The following is a 14,112-nucleotide window of genomic DNA, read 5'->3' as shown; positions in this document are numbered from 1 at the left end:
GTGGAGGGACGACGACTGTGACGCTGGTCGCGGGGGTCGACTCGTCGACCCAGAGCTGCAAGGTCGTCATCCGGGACGCGGAGAGCGGGGCCCTCGTGCGCGAGGGCCGCGCCTCCCACCCCGACGGCACCGAGGTCCATCCCGAGCACTGGTGGACCGCGCTGCAGAGCGCGATCGAGCAGGCGGGAGGGCTGGCGGACGTCGCGGCGGTGAGCGTGGCGGCCCAGCAGCACGGCATGGTCTGCCTCGACGAGGACGGCGAGGTGGTCCGGCCGGCCCTGCTGTGGAACGACACCCGCTCGGCCGGGGCGGCGGCGACCTGGTCGCCGAGCTGGGCGGCCCGAAGGCGTGGGCCGAGGCCGTCGGCAGCGTCCCGGTGGCCTCTTTCACGGTGACCAAGCTCCGCTGGCTCGCCCGCAACGAGCCGGACAACGCCCGCCGTACGCGGTCGGTCTGCCTGCCGCACGACTGGCTCACCTGGCGGCTCGCGGGCCGGCCCGGCGTGATCACGACCGACCGGGGCGACGCCTCCGGCACCGGTTACTGGTCGCCCGCCACCGGCGACTACCGTACGGACCTGCTCGAACTGGCCATGGGCAGGGTGCCGGACCTGCCCCGCGTGCTCGGTCCCGCCGAGCAGGCGGGAACGGCCGAGCAGGGCGGCGCGCTGCTCGCCCCCGGCACCGGCGACAACATGGCGGCGTCGCTCGGCGTCGGCATGCGGCCCGGTGACGTGGTGGTGTCCATCGGCACCTCGGGCACGGCGTTCGCCGTCTCCGAGGCGCCGTCCGCCGACCCGTCCGGGGCGGTCGCCGGGTTCGCCGACGCCACCGGCCGCTACCTCCCGCTGGTCTGCACGCTGAACGCGGCACGGGTGCTGGACGCCGCCGCCCGGATGCTCGGGGTCGGCCCCGAGGGGCTGAGCGACCTCGCCCTGCGGGCGCCGGCGGGTGCGGACGGACTGGTGCTCGTGCCCTACCTGGAGGGGGAGCGCACCCCGAACCGTCCCGACGCCACGGGGTCGCTGCACGGTCTCAGGCTGGCCACGTCCACCCCCGAGCACCTGGCCAGGGCGGTGGTCGAGGGCATGCTCTGCGGCCTCGCCGACGCGCTGGACGCCCTCGGGGTCGAGCCGCAGCGCGTGCTGCTCATCGGCGGCGGCGCGCGCTCGGAGGCGGTGCGGCGCATCGCGCCGACCGTCTTCGGACGGCCGGTGCTCGTGCCCACCCCCGGGGAGTACGTCGCGGACGGCGCGGCCAAGCAGGCCGCCTGGCTGCTGTCGGGGGAGCCGGAACCGCCGCTGTGGGACACGGGCGCGGCCGAGCGCTACGAGGCCGATCCCACCCCCGGCCTGCGCGAGCGCTACCAGGAGGCCGCGCAGGAGTGACGTCCGGGGTGGGGCCCGCGAACCGCGCCCCGAAGGCGCGGCGTCCCCGACGGCCTGGGCCCCACCCTGAGACGACCCTGACCCCTTCTCGGGGGGATCTACGCGTTGTCCCGGATGTTAGGAAGGGGCCATTCGCGGGATTCTCACCATATGGTCAAGAGGTTCTATCCCCTGCTCGCCGGCGGCGGCATCCTGCTCGCGGTCGTCACCGTGGTGGCGGCGCAGGTGGGCGGGGATGCCTCCCTGGACCCCGTCTCCATGACGATCAGCCAGTACGCCGCCCATGACGGGGGCGGGGCCATCGAGACGGCCATGGCCGTCCTCGGCCTGGCCTCGCTCGCGCTGCTGGCCGGGATGCGCGCGCTCGACGCGCCGGTGCACGGCTGGCCCGCCCGCCTGATCGGCGTGTGGAGCGTCTCGCTCATCGGCGCGGCCGTAGTCCCGTCGAGCACGGCCTGGCAGGGGGAGCTCCACGGTGTCCTGTCGGTTGCGGCCTTCGTGAGCGTGCCCGCCGCCGCCATCCAGCTGGTGGGCCGCCTGGGACAGGACGAGCGCTGGAAGGCCGCCGTCCGGCCGCTGGAGTGGCTGACGCTCGCCTCCGGTCTCGGCCTCGCGGCCATCACGTACGTCGCGCTGCCCGGCCACGGCGTCATGATCGGCCTGGTGGAACGGCTGCTGCTGACCGCCGAGGTGGCCGTCCTCGGAGTGCTGGCCGTACGGCTCGCGCAGCTCACCTGGGGGCCGTCGCTCAGGGAGCGGATCGGCCGGCACGCCGGCTTCATGGTCCACCGCTGACCGTGCGGAGCAGGCCGGGTCGTGCGGGCGCGGGGGCGCCGCACGGCCCGAAGTGAAACTTTCAGGTTCGGCGAGACATCCGTACAGTTCGCCTGCTCGCGGGGCCGCCTCGGGCTTGACCCCTGTCGGGGGCGCAACAACACTCCGCTGGAGTATCACCCCTTCGCGCGACCACCTGAGCGGTCCGCATTCCCCGTCGCACTCGTGTGCAGGTCCACACGGAGAGTTGTTAGCGCAAACATACACAGGAGTCGATCAGGCCAGAGCGTGTTAGCGATAACACGACCGAGGTCCGTTCCAATGGCGACGCCGGAGACCGGCGCCGACCGGGCCGGTGGGACCGAGAAGGCGCCGGATCGGCGCCGACGGCCAAGAGGAGGAGACATGGCGCAAGACCAGAACGAGCCGGTGAGCGGCGAGCGGAGACTGCTGAGCCGGAGATCCGTCCTGGCGACGATGGGCGCCCTGCCGGTCATCACGGCCGCGACGTCGGTTCTGGGGGCCACGGAGGCCGCGGCGGCCACCGCGACCATCAATCCGTCGGCGCAGCGGCAGACGATCCGGGGCTTCGGCGGCATGACCCACGCGGCCTGGGCCGGCGACCTGACGGCCGCCCAGCGGGACACGGCGTTCGGCAACGGCGACGGCAAGCTGGGGTTCTCGATACTGCGGATCCCCGTCGGCGAGAACCAGTCGGACTGGAGTCGTGACCTGGCGACGGCGAAGCGGGCGGTCGAGCTCGGAGCGACGGTCTTCGCCTCGCCGTGGAATCCCCCCGCCGGCATGGTCGAGACCTTCACCCGCGGCAGCCAGACCAACGCGAGACGCCTCAAGTACAGCTCGTACGCCGCCTACGCCCAGCACCTGAACGACTTCACCACCTACATGCGGAACAACGGGGTGAACCTGTACGCCATATCCGTGCAGAACGAGCCCGACTACGCGCAGGACTGGACGTGGTGGACCTCCGCCGAAATCGTCCGGTTCCTGCGGGAGAACGCCGGCTCGATCGGCACCAGGGTCATCGCGCCGGAGTCCTTCCAGTACGTCAAGAGCATGTCGGACCCGATCCTCAACGACTCCACGGCGCTCGCCAACGTGGACATCATCGGGGCGCACCTCTACGGCACGCCGTACTCGAACTTCCCCTACCCCCTCTTCAAACAGAAGGGCGCGGGCAAGGAACTCTGGATGACCGAGGTCTACTACCCCAACAGCACCGACTCGGCGGACACCTGGCCCCAGGCGCTCGACGTGGGCGAGCACATGCACCGCGCCATGGTGGACGCCGAGTTCCAGACGTACGTCTGGTGGTACATCCGGCGCAGCTATGGCCCCATGCGCGAGGACGGCCAGATCAGCAAGCGCGGCGCCATCATGGCGCAGTTCGCCAGGTTCGTCCGCCCCGGATACGTGCGGATCGACGCGACGGCGAACCCCGCGTCGAACGTCTACGTCTCGGCGTACCGGAGTGGTAACACCGTCGTCATCGTCGCCATCAACAAGGGGACCTCCGCGGTGAGCCAGCAGTTCACCGTGGCGAACGCCGGCTCGGCCGGTGTCTCGTCCTGGCTGACCGACGCGAGCAGGAACGTCGCACCCCAGGCGGCGACCAGCATGTCGAACGGCTCCCTCACCGTCACGCTCCCCGCTCGCAGCATGACGACCTTCGTGACCAGTCTGAGCGGCGGCTCCTCGCCCTCCCCGTCGCCCGTCCTGTCGCCCTCCCCGTCGCCGACCCCCTCGCCGAGTGGCGGCACCGGGACCGGGCCTCGGGTCGCCTACACGATGAGCACCTGGAACAACGGCTTCACCGCGAGCATCAACATCACCAACACCGGAACCTCGACGATCGACGGCTGGACGCTGGCCTTCACCCTGCCCTCCGGGCAGTCCATCACCTCGGGCTGGAACGCCACCTACTCGCCCTCCAGCGGCCAGGTGAGCGCCCGCAACGTCAGCTACAACGCCACGATCGCCCCCGGCGCCACCATCGACATCGGATTCCAGGCGACCCATACCGGCAACACCGCCGAACCCACCGCCTTCACCCTCAACGGCGTCCCCTGCACCGTGGTCTGAACCTCCCGAAGGCCGGCCGGAGAGGGGACAGGGGCCGCATCCGCAGGTGGTGCGGCCCCAGAGGCGCGGTGTGCGGAGCGCGGGGTCAGGGTTCGCCGAGCAGGTCGCGCAGGCGCTCGGCGTACGGCCGCCAGTCGAGGCCCCTGCCCTCCGCCCAGGCGTCGTCGTGGCAGGTGGCGAGATGGCGCTCGCCCGCGTCGCCGATCACGCTGACCACCTCGCCCCGTTCGCCCCGGTCGCGCATCCGGGTGACGAGTTCGAGGGCGGCCCACAGGTTCGTCCCCGTGGCGGCGCCGACCGCGAGCCCGGTCACCTGCCGTACGTACCGGGCGGCGGCCACGCTCGCGGCGTCGGGCACGGGGACGACCAGGTCGACGACCGCGGAGTCGAAGGCGGGCTCCATCCGCGGCCGGCCGACGCCCTCGATCCGGCTGGGCATGCCGGTGGCGTAGTCGGGAGCGCCGGTGGCCCAGCCGGGGAAGTAGGCGGAGTTCTCCGGATCGGCGACGGCCAGCCTTCCCGGGAGGCCGTCGGCCCGCAGGCGCCGGCCGATCGCGGCGGACGTCGCGCCGGTGCCCGCCCCGACCACGATCCAGCGCGGACACTCGCCGAGCTGCCCGAACAGCTCGTCGGCCAGGCTCGCGCCACGCCAGTCGACCTCCGCCGCCGTGCGGTAGTGGTCGAGGTAGTGGCCGCCGATCTCCTCGGACAGACGGGCGGCCTCCTCGTACACGGCGAGCGGAGGATGGACGTACCGGCACGTGCCGCCCAGCCGCTCGACGCCGGCCCCGGAGGACTTCTTCGGCATCACCGCGATGTACGGCAGGCCGAGCAGCCGGGCGAAGTAGGCCTCGGCGACGGCCATGGGACCACCGGTGGCGTCGACCACGGTCGTCCCCTCGGTGATCCGCCCGGAGGTGATCGCCTGGGCGAACAGGGCGCGGGCCAGCCGGTGCTTGAGACCACCGGTGGGCTGCGCCGACTCGTCCTTCAGCCGCAGACGGACACCCCACGCCCCGGGCAGCGGAAACTCGCGAAGCGGCGTCGTGCCCGCGTTCTCGCGCTCCCGGTCCAGGCGCGCGACGGCCTCGGCCGCCCATCCGTCGATCATGTACGCCCCCTGTCCGTCCGCGTCGGTCGCCGATCGTCGGCGACCGGGGCGGCCGAGCCGGGCCCCGGTCCCCGAGCCGAATCAGCGTGGGCAGGTCAGCGCTGGGCGGCGGTCAGCATCTTGAGCGCGTGCTCCACGAGCGTGACGAGCACGACCTTGGCCGAGGCGCGGCGCCGTACGTCGCAGAGCAGGACGGGGACGTCCGGGTCGAGGTCGAGGGCGATCCGCACGTCCTCGGGCTCGTGCCGGTCGGCGCCGTCGAAGCAGTTGACCGCGACGATGAACGGCGTGCCGCGCTGCTCGAAGTAGTCGATCGACGGAAAGCAGTCGGTCAGCCTGCGGGTGTCGGCCAGCACGACGGCCCCGAGCGCGCCGTAGGACAGTTCGTCCCACATGAACCAGAAGCGCTCCTGTCCGGGGGTGCCGAACAGGTAGACCACGAGCCCTTCCCTGATGGTGATGCGGCCGAAGTCCATGGCCACCGTCGTGGTCGTCTTGCCTTCCACGCCGTCGGTGTCGTCGACGCCGACGCCGCGGTCGGACAGCACCTCCTCGGTGCGCAGGGGGCGAATCTCGCTGATCGCGCCGACCAGCGTGGTCTTGCCGACGCCGAAGCCGCCGGCCACCAATATCTTGAGGGCGACCGGCTCCTCAGAGGGCGCGAAGGCCATTGATCACTTCCTTGAGAATGCGCTCGCTTGGCAGCGGCGCCACCTTGCCCGGAGCCCGTACGTCGACGAGCCCGAGGTCGTGCAGATCCCCGATCAGGACGCGGACCACGCCCAGCGGCAGGTCGATGTCGGACGCGATGTCCGCCACCGACGCGCCGCGGCGCGCGATCTCGAGGATCCGCCGCTGCTCGGGGCCAATGCCGGGGACGTCCCTCGGTGAGCCCGTGGTGGTCACCATGGTGATCAGATCGAGCTTGGCCCCGGAGTGCCGCGCCCGGCCCCCCGTCAGCGCGTAGGGCCGGACCAACGGCCCGGCCTCCTCGTCCATCCACTGGGGTCCCGTCATGTGGCCGCCCATCTCATGGGGAGATCCGCCGCGGGTTGGTGGAGATGTGCTGGCCCACCCGCTTGACCAGCATCGCCATCTCGTACGCGATGTGCCCGACGTCGGCGTCGGATGCGGCCAGGACGGCGAGACAGGTGCCCTGGCCTGCGGCCGTGACGAACAGGAACGCGGCCTCCATCTCCACGATGGTCTGCCTGACCTCGCCCCCCGCCGAAGTGCCGCCCCGCGCCCCGCGCCAGGCTCTGGAAACCGGCCGCGACCGCGGACAGGTGCTCCGCGTCCTCCCGGCTCAGCCCCTGGGAAGCCCCGACGACGAGGCCGTCGGTGGAGAGGATCACTGCCTGGCGGACGGCGGCGACCCTGCTGATGAGATCGTCGAGCAGCCAGTTCAGTTCGCCGGTCGACGTCGCTTTGCCGGTCATTCGTCACCCTTCTCGCCGTGCGTGTTGTGTACGTGGTCGCCGGGTGCGGCCCCACCCGGCTGATCGGAGTCCTCCCGGCCCCGCAGCGCGCCGCGCTGGAAGGCGCTGAACATCGCCCTGGCCTCCTCCGGCGACCGCTCTTCCACGGTCGGGGCGGACAGGGGCGGTGTCTGCGGCGCCGTCTCCGGGGACTGGGCGCGAAGCTGCGGAGCGATGTTGGCCTGGCGAACCCTGCGCGGCAGGCCGGCGTGAGTTCCGTTGGAGACGGGGCCTCGTGGCCCGCTGTTTGCTCGTCCGCTGCGCCAGGCCGTTCGCCGCCACCCCCGCGCTGGCGGGCGCCGGCTCGGACGACGGTGCGGGGGAGGGCGAAACGGACGGCGAGACGGCCGGAGAAGCGGAGGGCGCGGCCGGGCGCGGGCTCTCGAAGCCGGAGCCGAGGGGCCGCGGGGAGAGGTCGTCGCGCGTGGCGGAGGGCACGGCCTCGGTCCGCAGGGAGGCCGGCGTGAAGAACGGGGACGGCTCGGACGCGCCCGCACGCTCCTCCTCCGTCTCTCCGGGAACCTCGCTGACAACCTCCCTGGGAACCTCCCGGAGAGCAGAGCCGTGGACGCCGTCCGGAACGTCCTCCGCGACCTCCCCGGCGAGCGTACGGACCTCCCGGCGCCCACCGGCCGGGGCGGGGCCGCCCAGTCCGAGGTCGGCATGGAGCGTGTCGCTGAGCGAGATGTCGGTGTCGTTGCCGCCTGCGGCCAGCGCGGGCTTCGCGTGGGCGCCGCGCGGGGGCCGGGCCCGCGAGCGCCGCGGGCGAGCCCTCATCCACCACCAGGGTCCGCGGGATGAGCACGATCGCGGTCGTGCCACCGTACGGCGAGCTCCGCAGGACCACACTGATCTCGTGCCGGGCGGCGAGCTGGCCGACGACGAAGAGCCCGAGCCGGTCGCTGTCCGCCAGGTCGAACTCCGGCGGGTCGGCCAGCCGCGTGTTGATCTCGTCGTACTCCTCGGGCGTGAGGCCGAGACCGCGGTCCTCGATCTCCACCGCGAGCCCGTTGGCGACGACCTCCCCACGCACCGCCACCTTCGTCTGCGGAGGAGAGAAGATCGTCGCGTTCTCCACCAGCTCGGCGATCAGGTGCACCACGTCGGCCACGGTCGCGCCGACGATGGCGGCGTTCGGCATCGGGGCCATCGAGACGCGGGTGTAGTCCTCGACCTCGGAGATCGCCGCGCGGACCACGTCGATGAGCGGCACCGGCTTGCGCCACGACCGTCCGGGCGCGGAGCCGGACAGGATGATCAGGCTCTCCGCGTGGCGGCGCATGCGGGTGGTCAGGTGGTCGAGCCGGAACAGGTCCTCCAGGCTCTCCGGGTCCTCGGCGCGGCGCTGCATCGTGTCGAGCAGCGTGAGCTGGCGGTGCAGCAGGGTCTGCTTGCGGCGGGCCAGGTTGAGGAAGACCTGGCTGACGCCGCGGCGAAGGGCGGCCTGGCCGACGGCGGCCTCCACGGCCGTGCGCTGGACGGAGCTGAACGCGTGCGCGACGTCCTCGACCTCGTTGGAGCCCGTCGCCTTGATCGGGGGCGCCTCGGCCTCGACGTCCACGTCCTCGCCCCGCCGCAGCTTCTCGACGACCTGCGGCAGCCGTACGTCGGCCAGTTCGAGCGCGGCGTCGCGCAGGCCGGCGAGGTCGCGGGCGAGACGGCGGCCGAACCGGACGGAGAAGACGATCGTGGCGATGATCACCACGAGACCCAGGCCGCCTGCGACCAGGATGCGGAGCATGATGCCGGTGGCGACCGAGGTGGCGGAGACGCTGAGCGCGTCCGAGGCCTTCACCCGGGCCGAGTCGAGCCGGAGGATCAGCTGGTCGATGGTCGGCGACCACTTCTCGGCGTCCGCGGGGAGCGGGCCGCCGGCGCGCACCTGGTTGACGATCTGGTTCTCCAGGGCGGTGAACCGGTCGAACAGCGGCGAGGTGAGCACCTGCTCGTACGGCGCCCGCATCTCACCGCTGAGGACCGGCCGGTTCTTGCCGTAGAGGAACCGCCGGGTGGCGACCCACTCGCTGAAGGCGTTCTGCTCGTCGGCCGTCATCGTGCCGCTGGCGAGCGCCCCGCGCACGAGGGCGTCCTCACGAGTGATCATCTCGTGCGCGTTGCCCATCCCCTGCATGGCGCTGGCCTGCTGGAAGGTGGCCAGGTCGGGCACCGAGACGAGCCGCTCGTAGAGCGCGAACAGGTCGTCCATGATCGAGTTGTACGCGGTGATCGCGGTCAGCCGGTCGGACCTGCCGAGCGAGACGCCCTCACGGATCGAGGGCAGGCGTTCGAGGGAGGACAGCAGGGACTCCAGGGGCGCCACGAGCTCGTCGCTCATGGCGTCGCGGGTCGCGCTGTCGTTGGCGGACCGCTTGAAGTTGTCCGCGGCGGCGGTGGTCTTGGCCTGCTGGGCGGTGAGCGCGGCGGAGGTGTTCTGGCCGCTGCTCAGGACGCCGGCGGTCAGCGCGCGCTCGGCCTGGATCTGGGTGCCCAGGTCGGTGGAGGTCACGCCGATGGTGTCGTACAGCGTCTTGGAGCGCAGGAGGACGAGACCGTCCCCGACCGTGAGCTTTAGGGCAAATCCCCACATAGCGCTCAACATGAGCAATGGTAGGAGCAGCAACAAGAAGATCTTGAACCGAATCGACCGGTTTCTTGAACCCATAGCCCACTCCTGCATTGCTGGAGGCTCGCGCCGCATTTATGGGGGAATGCACCTCCGGAAGATCGCACAGAAGGCTAGCACCGATACAGTTCTGGCGCAGTGGGAGGAACTGATGATTACAGTGATCACTGGGGCTGGTGCCGGAATCGGTGCAGCTTCTGCCCTTGATCTCGCCCGGCGAGGTCACCAAATCGTGCTCGTCGGACGTACCCCGGAGAAGCTGCGCGCGGTCGCGGACCGCGCGGAACAGGCCGGGGGCAGCCGCCCGGACACGCTCCTCGCGGACTTCTCCTCCCTCGATCAGGTGCGCCGGCTGGCGGCGGAGTTGCTGGCGCGGTACGAGCGCATCGACGTGCTGATCAACAACGCCGGGGTGATGACGCCCGACCGCCGGACCACCGAGGACGGCAACGAGTGGATGATGCAGGTCAACCACCTGGCGCCGTTCCTGCTGACGAACCTGCTCCTCGACCGGCTCACGGCGTCGTCCGCCCGGGTCGTCACCACCTCGTCGCGGGCCGGGAAGACGGGCCGCCTCGACCCCGCCGACCTGTCCAGGGAGCGGCGGCGCTGGAACGGCTGGCTGCAGTACGGCGACTCCAAGCAGGCCAACGCGCTGTTCACCGTGTCACTCGCCGAGCGAGGCCTGGCCGCCACATGCCTCCATCCCGGGGTGCTCAAGACCTCGTTCGCCGAGGGCACGTTCTTCATGAAGCTGGTGTGGCTCCTCCCCGGCATGGGCGAGCCGCCGGAGGCCGGGGCCGAGCGCATCGTCCACCTCGCCACCCACGCCGACGGGGTCGATCACCCGGGCCGATACTTCGTCAAGAACGCTCCCGTACGAGTGCCGGAGCGGATGTCCGACCCCGCCCTCGCCGCCGCCCTGTGGGACGCGAGCCTGGCCGCCACGGGGCTGTCCGCCTGAAGGAGCGCCGGCCTGGTATCGCCAGTCCCAGGAAGACGGGTCATCTGGCTGCTCACCCGGTCGCCTCCGCATCCTGGAGTCACGGATGCGGAACACGACCCGGCTCCACGAGAGCCGCACTCCGGCCCTCGCGGCCGTTCGAGGAAAGGGAACAGCAGTCATGAGCACGCTCGCACTGGTCACCGGCGCCACCTCCGGGATCGGCAGGGCCTTCGCCGAGCGCCTGGCCGCAGGCGGCCACGACCTGGTGATCGTGGGCCGGCGGAAGGAGCGCCTGGAGGAGTTCGCCGCCTCCCACCCCGAGGTCGTGGTGCGGACCGTGGCCGCCGACCTGTCGACCGACGAGGGCATCGACACGGTCGCCGAGATCTGCGCGGCCGAGCCGCTGACCATGCTCGTGAACAACGCCGGCGTGTCCCACTACATGCCGCTCGCCGAGCTTCCCGCCGCCAAGGCCAGGGAACTCGTGCACGTCAAGGTCGTCGCCCCGACGATGCTCACCCGCGCCGCCGTCGCGGGCATGCAGGCGCGGGCGAGGGCACGATCGTCAACGTGGCCGGGATGATCGCCTTCAGCGGCCCCGCGCCGCACGCCCAGATGCCCCGCCGGGCCGTCTACGCCGGCACCCTGGCCCACCTCGTCGCGATGTCCCAGACCCTGAGCGCGGAACTCGAGGGCACGGGAGTCACCGTGCAGGTGCTGTGCCCCGGCGTGGTGGCCACCGAGTTCCACGAGCGTCAGGGCCTCGATATGAGCGCCGTGCCCCGCATGAGCGCCGACGACGTCGTCACGGCCAGCCTGCGCGGCCTGGAGCTGGGCGAGACCGTCTGCGCCCCGGGCGTCGAGGACGCCGGACTCCTGGACGCGGTCTTCCGGGCCGAACTCGCCGCCTTCGGAGGCCAGAGCCCGCGGCTCGCCACGCGCTACCGGGCCGTCTGAGCTCGGGTCGCCGCGTACGCGGCGGCAGGGCCGGGGCCGGGGGGAAGAGTTCGGGCACTGTTCGCCCGCGGTTGCGCCGGTGCTCACGGACGGGTGACTAGGGTCCGGCCGCATGATCGTGACCGCTCCCGCCCACCCGTCCGGCAGGGCCGTCGCCCGCGACCCGCTGCTGGACAACGCCAAGTTCCTGGCCATCGTGCTCGTCGTTTCCGGGCATCTCGTCGAGGACCTGCGGGACGTCCCCGCGGCGCATGCGCTCTACTTCTTCGTCTACCTCTTCCACATGCCGCTCTTCATCGTCGTCAGCGGCTATTTGTCTCGAAATTTCACGTTTTCTCCGGGTAAGGCGCGCAAGCTCATCAGTGGTCTCGCGGTGCCGTACGTCCTCTTCGAGGTGGCCTATTCGCTGCCCCGCTTCCTCCTGTACGGCAAGCTCGAAATCAGCCTGCTCGACCCGTACTACCTGACCTGGTTCCTGATGTCGCTGTTCCTCTGGCGGCTGTCCACGCCGGTCTGGCAGCAGTTGCGCCATCCCCTGGTGATCGCGGTCGGGCTGTGCCTGCTGTCGGGCACGAGCGCCCTGCCCGACGAGTTGTCGATGAACCGCACGTTCGGCCTGCTGCCGTTCTACGTGCTCGGACTCATGCTCACGCCAGAGCACCTCGACCTCCTGCGCGGACGCCGGGCGAGGATCGCGGGCGGGGCCGTGCTGGCGGCGGCGCTCGCCGCGGCGTTCGCCGTGCACTCCCTCGTGCCGACGGAGTGGATCCGCTGGCGGCACTCCAACCACCAGATCGGCGTGGACGACCTGACCGGCACGCTGATCCGGCTCGCCATGCTGGCGGTCGGCGCCCTGCTGGTGATGGCGTTCCTCGCGGTCACTCCAGGCCGCCGCACCTGGTTCACCGGCCTGGGCGCCGCCACGATGTACGCCTACCTGCTGCACGGGTTCGTCGTGAAGGTCGCCGAGCGCTTCCACGACGCCCTCGTCAACCCGCTCGGCGTGGCCGCCATGGCGGTCCTCGGAGCCGTGCTCGCGGCTCTGCTCTGCACGTCCCCGGTACGCAGGGCGTTCCGCTGGGCGGTGGAGCCCGACGTCTCCTGGGCCTTCACGAGACTCCGCCGGCCGGGGAAGAAGGAGCCGGCCGCGCCGGCGCGATAGCGATACGCGCGAAGGACACACGACGCACTGCCGGACCGATCGGCGGCGCCCCGGGATTGTTTCGTTGGTGCGATTCGCGCCGCGGCGGGTGCGCACCAACGATCCCGCTCCTACAACCGGAACTCAGTCCACAGGAGGCGCACGGGAAGCAGAAAGGACAGCGATGAAAGCTTCGTCGACAGCGGTGAGAAGCCTGATCCTGCTCGCCGCGTTGGTCGTAGGCGTGCTCGGGGTCGCCGGTCCCGCACAGGCGGCCACCTACCACGTGACGGGTGCCGATGCTCAGGGCCTCGCCATCCAGAGCGAGCCCCACGTCAACCATGTGATCCGCTACGTGCCCAACGGCACCGCTCTGAACGTGAGCTGCCAGGTCAACAACGGGGACCAGGTCGACGGACGGGTCCAGTACGGCAGGCCGTTCCGCACCTGGGACCGGCTCGCGGACGGAACCTGGGTGTACGACTGGTACATGGACACCCCGACGGTGGCCACCGACGGCTACTCACCGGGGATCCCGCATTGCGACGCGGGATCGCTGCCGGCGCTGGCGAGCGGCTGCGTGGACTGGCCGAGCTCGAAGTTCCTGCAGACCCCGCTGACCTCGGCGGCCAACGGGGGAACCGGATCCGTCGTCGCCAATCCGCACTACGGCACCGACTACCACGTCAACTGCAACACCACCGATCACATGAACCAGTACTACGCGGTCGACCTGGGCATGCGTGCGGGTGACCCGGTGCTGTCCCCCGGCGGCGCCGGCACGGTCAAGTACGCCGGGTGGGCGCCTTCCGGGTGGGAGAGCTGCGGCCAGTACATCATCGTGGACCACGGCGGCGGGTGGTGGAGCGTCGTGTGTCACCTCAGCGCCGTCTACGTCAAGGCAGGTCAGACCATCACGAACGACACGATCATCGGCGCGGTCGGGGCCACCGGCACGTCCGAGGCCCACCTGCACTTCTCTCTGATGAAGAACGCCTCCATCACCGCCGCGGGCGGGGTGTACGGCGGACAGAACGCCCGCCCACGGCACCTCTACCACCTGGGCTGCGGTGGCGGCTACTACGACTGGATCTCCCAGGGCATGCAGGTCTGCTACTGACCTCCGCCGCCACTCCGGGTCGCCGCCGCCGGGGCCGATTCCGGCCCCGGCCCGGCGGTCGCGTACGGCATTGCGGAATGCGGAACTTCTGTCATTACCTCCCCGTTCTGCAGGGTGATGGTGCAGAGTAGGGCGAATCGCGCGGCCAGCGGGGCTGGGTACGGAAACCGGCTCTGTCACGGCAGGGTGATACGGGGTAACCTGCGCATTCGCGGTGCAGCCAGGAGCGGTGCGAACGACGGGGTGACGCGGGTGGTCGGCAGACAGGGCAGGGTCACGGGCAGGATCGGCCCGGGCCTTGTCGGCGAGGTGATGGTGCCCATCCGCGGGGGTGTCGAGGCGTTCTACGCCTATCCAAGCATTCCGGACGAGGAGATCCCGGTGGGGTCGATCGTCGTCGTCGTGGAGTATTCGCCCCCGCGCACTGTCTACGTCGCTCGCGCGGTCGTCTGACTCGCTCCCTCCTCCTGTC

At 71.2% G+C, this 14,112-nt stretch carries 9 protein-coding genes and 4 pseudogenes; 8 read left to right on the top strand and 5 right to left on the bottom strand.

The annotated features are described in order from the left end of the window. The first annotated feature begins 17 nt into the window (after window positions 1-17). The 3 genes and pseudogenes from xylB to B1L11_RS12525 all read left to right on the top strand — a co-directional run bounded on the left by xylB (window position 18) and on the right by B1L11_RS12525 (window position 4,264). A pseudogene (gene xylB / locus B1L11_RS12535) lies at window positions 18-1,387 on the top strand (xylulokinase). 150 nt (window positions 1,388-1,537) lie between these two features. Further along, window positions 1,538-2,182, top strand: coding sequence for a DUF998 domain-containing protein (locus tag B1L11_RS12530; protein ID WP_079314626.1), 645 nt, complete (start codon window positions 1,538-1,540; stop codon window positions 2,180-2,182). Window positions 2,183-2,566: 384 nt separating this feature from the next. Then, entirely contained in the window at window positions 2,567-4,264 is a 1,698-nt protein-coding gene (locus B1L11_RS12525) for a cellulose binding domain-containing protein (RefSeq protein WP_079314625.1), read from the top strand. Window positions 4,265-4,349: 85 nt separating this feature from the next. Here the strand turns inward: B1L11_RS12525 and B1L11_RS12520 are convergent, their stop codons facing one another. The 5 genes and pseudogenes from B1L11_RS12520 to B1L11_RS50530 all read right to left on the bottom strand — a co-directional run. Further along, on the bottom strand, window positions 4,350-5,375 hold the full coding sequence (locus B1L11_RS12520) for a PLP-dependent cysteine synthase family protein (protein ID WP_079314624.1): 1,026 nt from the start codon (window positions 5,373-5,375) through the stop codon (window positions 4,350-4,352). Window positions 5,376-5,470: 95 nt separating this feature from the next. After that, the gene (locus B1L11_RS12515) at window positions 5,471-6,046 is read right to left on the bottom strand and encodes an ATP/GTP-binding protein (protein WP_079314623.1); all 576 of its coding nucleotides are present in this window, start codon (window positions 6,044-6,046) and stop codon (window positions 5,471-5,473) included. Further along, a complete protein-coding gene (locus B1L11_RS12510; protein ID WP_179155108.1) occupies window positions 6,027-6,374 on the bottom strand; it encodes a DUF742 domain-containing protein in 348 nt (115 codons plus the stop codon). The genes B1L11_RS12515 and B1L11_RS12510 overlap by 20 nt, the downstream gene beginning before the upstream one ends. A 31-nt stretch (window positions 6,375-6,405) precedes the next feature. Next, window positions 6,406-6,814, bottom strand: a pseudogene (locus tag B1L11_RS12505) (roadblock/LC7 domain-containing protein). Between the two features lie 841 nt (window positions 6,815-7,655). Beyond that, window positions 7,656-9,440: pseudogene (locus B1L11_RS50530) on the bottom strand (nitrate- and nitrite sensing domain-containing protein); the annotation flags it as partial. A gap of 187 nt (window positions 9,441-9,627) precedes the next feature. Here B1L11_RS50530 and B1L11_RS12485 point away from each other — a divergent pair. The 5 genes and pseudogenes from B1L11_RS12485 to B1L11_RS12465 all read left to right on the top strand — a co-directional run bounded on the left by B1L11_RS12485 (window position 9,628) and on the right by B1L11_RS12465 (window position 14,093). Next, a complete protein-coding gene (locus B1L11_RS12485; protein ID WP_079314647.1) occupies window positions 9,628-10,440 on the top strand; it encodes an SDR family NAD(P)-dependent oxidoreductase in 813 nt (270 codons plus the stop codon). A gap of 85 nt (window positions 10,441-10,525) precedes the next feature. Further along, window positions 10,526-11,379: pseudogene (locus B1L11_RS54750) on the top strand (SDR family NAD(P)-dependent oxidoreductase). A 112-nt stretch (window positions 11,380-11,491) separates the two neighbouring features. Further along, a complete protein-coding gene (locus tag B1L11_RS12475) occupies window positions 11,492-12,541 on the top strand; it encodes an acyltransferase family protein (RefSeq protein ID WP_079314621.1) in 1,050 nt (349 codons plus the stop codon). Between the two features lie 163 nt (window positions 12,542-12,704). Continuing rightward, complete coding sequence (locus B1L11_RS12470; RefSeq protein ID WP_079314620.1) at window positions 12,705-13,640, top strand: M23 family metallopeptidase; 936 nt, start codon at window positions 12,705-12,707, stop codon at window positions 13,638-13,640. A gap of 252 nt (window positions 13,641-13,892) precedes the next feature. Beyond that, on the top strand, window positions 13,893-14,093 hold the full coding sequence (locus tag B1L11_RS12465) for a hypothetical protein (RefSeq protein ID WP_030507699.1): 201 nt from the start codon (window positions 13,893-13,895) through the stop codon (window positions 14,091-14,093). The last annotated feature ends 19 nt before the right edge of the window (window positions 14,094-14,112 follow it).

Origin of the sequence: Microbispora sp. GKU 823, assembly GCF_002027145.1 — a bacterium.
Taxonomy (GTDB): Bacteria; Actinomycetota; Actinomycetes; order Streptosporangiales; family Streptosporangiaceae; genus Microbispora; species Microbispora siamensis.
This window is presented reverse-complemented; position numbering and strand designations above follow the sequence as displayed.

Coding starts and splice junctions, on each gene's coding strand:
- B1L11_RS12530 (WP_079314626.1), top strand. CDS start 1,538: ATGGTCAAGAGGTTCTATCCCCTGCTCGCCGGCGGCGGCATCCTGCTC.
- B1L11_RS12525 (WP_079314625.1), top strand. CDS start 2,567: ATGGCGCAAGACCAGAACGAGCCGGTGAGCGGCGAGCGGAGACTGCTG.
- B1L11_RS12520 (WP_079314624.1), bottom strand. CDS start 5,375: ATGATCGACGGATGGGCGGCCGAGGCCGTCGCGCGCCTGGACCGGGAG.
- B1L11_RS12515 (WP_079314623.1), bottom strand. CDS start 6,046: ATGGCCTTCGCGCCCTCTGAGGAGCCGGTCGCCCTCAAGATATTGGTG.
- B1L11_RS12510 (WP_179155108.1), bottom strand. CDS start 6,374: ATGGACGAGGAGGCCGGGCCGTTGGTCCGGCCCTACGCGCTGACGGGG.
- B1L11_RS12485 (WP_079314647.1), top strand. CDS start 9,628: ATGATTACAGTGATCACTGGGGCTGGTGCCGGAATCGGTGCAGCTTCT.
- B1L11_RS12475 (WP_079314621.1), top strand. CDS start 11,492: ATGATCGTGACCGCTCCCGCCCACCCGTCCGGCAGGGCCGTCGCCCGC.
- B1L11_RS12470 (WP_079314620.1), top strand. CDS start 12,705: ATGAAAGCTTCGTCGACAGCGGTGAGAAGCCTGATCCTGCTCGCCGCG.